This is a genomic window from uncultured Campylobacter sp., assembly GCF_938045775.1.
Classification (GTDB): domain Bacteria; phylum Campylobacterota; class Campylobacteria; order Campylobacterales; family Campylobacteraceae; genus Campylobacter_B.
The window spans coordinates 1-1,860 of sequence record NZ_CALIBH010000271.1; the positions used below are offsets into that span (position 1 = coordinate 1).

At 51.0% G+C, this 1,860-nt stretch carries 1 protein-coding gene; it reads right to left on the reverse strand.

Annotation, left to right across the window (positions count from 1 at the left end; all coding sequences use genetic code 11):
• Window positions 1-221: 221 nt before the first annotated feature.
• Window positions 222-1,860, reverse strand: a 1,639-nt coding sequence (locus tag Q0238_RS11360; RefSeq protein ID WP_297946132.1) for a carbon monoxide dehydrogenase, incomplete at its 5' end; no start/stop codon positions are given.

The following is a 1,860-nucleotide window of genomic DNA, read 5'->3' on the forward strand; positions in this document are numbered from 1 at the left end:
GCGGCGAAATTTTACGTAGGATTTGAAGATTTGATTTAAAATTCCACGAACGGATGCGGCGCGAAAATTTTATCTTTATTTGACCTCGGTTTTGCTAGCCACTTAGTTGTAGAATTTTACTGCTCGTTTAGCTGTGGGATTTTATTTGTCCGCAAGAGGGTTAAATTTTATCATGAAATTTCGCATCGCTTAAAATGCGATGCGAAATGAATCCGTCGTCGCTACTGCCAGCCTAGAGCTTTGCGTTTTAAGCGCATGTCGCTTACCATTTTTAGCGCAAGCGCGACCGGATCGGTATCTACGTGCATCACAGAGCCAAGCGCCCGCCTGGTGCCCTCTTTGAAAAAGTGTATGACGTTTGCGGAGCCGTGGATTTGATACTCGACGCAGTGATACGAGTCGATGCCCATCAGGCGGAATCCGAGCGAGGCATCGACGCCCTTTTCGTTCGCCCACTCAGGAGAGGTGAAGGCAAGCGGCAGCTCGTAGAGATTTTTGTCTAGCACCCCTGCGATACCTGCGAAAATTCCGCTGGAGCGGGTATTATCGATACACTCACCCACATGCCATACCGGCGGAAGCTCATCTTTTTCTAAAAACGCCCGCAGCGACGCGCCTGCTTTTTTATACGCGCTTTTTTGGCAAAAGCCCAGCTTCATTAGCGGGAACGACGCGCAGCCATTGGTTAGGATTAGGACGTTATTTTCGATTAGGGTTTGTGCGACATCTATGATAGCGCGCTCATAAGGCACTTTAGGATTGGTGCAGCCGACCATATTTACGATGCCTAAAATTTCACCGCTTTTTAGCGCGTGCGCTAACGGCTCCATGCCGCCGTAGTGTTTATGGACGAATTCTACCGAAAAGCCAACTTCGGCCTCGACTTCATACGGTGGGATATATACCGGCAGGCCCTTGCGCTTTTCGTGAGATTGCAATGCGCGGTCTAGAATTTTACGCGCTAAATTCCTAGTCTCGGCGATATTACTATGGTGATGATCGTAGCCTATATGCTCGGCTCCGGGGAGCCTAGCTGATGAGCTTGTAGTAACGACCTTGGTCTGGAAGCAGTTAGCTACGTCCATGATCGCAGGATAGACATCTTGGACATCGGCGACCCACAGATCAAGCGCTCCCGTGCCTATTACGAGTTCGGCAGTTACGGCGTTTGAGAGCGGCACGACGCCCCAGTTGCGATACATCGCCGATAGCCCAGAACAGCACACGCCGTAAAATGCGATCCCCTGCGCGCCTATTGCGCGAGCCTTGTCTTGGTACTCCTTAGAATTTCCGATCTCCACTATTAGGCTTACTAATGTCGGCAGATGTCCGTGCACGGCGATATTGACCCAGCCTTTTTTAAGCGCGCCCATATTGCTTTTGGAAGTTACGCGATCCCCTACGCCAAATAGCGCATCTGTAGCGATATTCGCAGCTACTACGCCGGTGAATGTAAAAGCAAGCCCACAGCGCAAAAGATGCTGCATCACGCTGCGCCAGTCTCCGTCCGTGCCTACACCCGTTCGGTGATACGCCTCAAAGACTTCGTTATATGCACTAATTGGCAAGATATCCAGCTTGCGCCATACCTCTTGACGCTCCTTGGGCGCGAGCGCAGTGATGGTTTTATACTCGCCGCTACTTTGCGAAAGATCTGTCAAAAGCGTATCGGCAAGCTCGATCGCTACCTCTTTTAACTCTCTGCCTTCAGTTGGAATTCCAAAGGCTTTGGCGGTATTGATGATTTTGTATTCGCCTATTATGGGCAGATCTAGCTTGCCCTGCGCCGCCCATTTTAGCGACAGCAGAAGCTCTCTGGCGTGCGCGCCGTGTTGAGCTACGCCTGCAGCTACTTGGCGC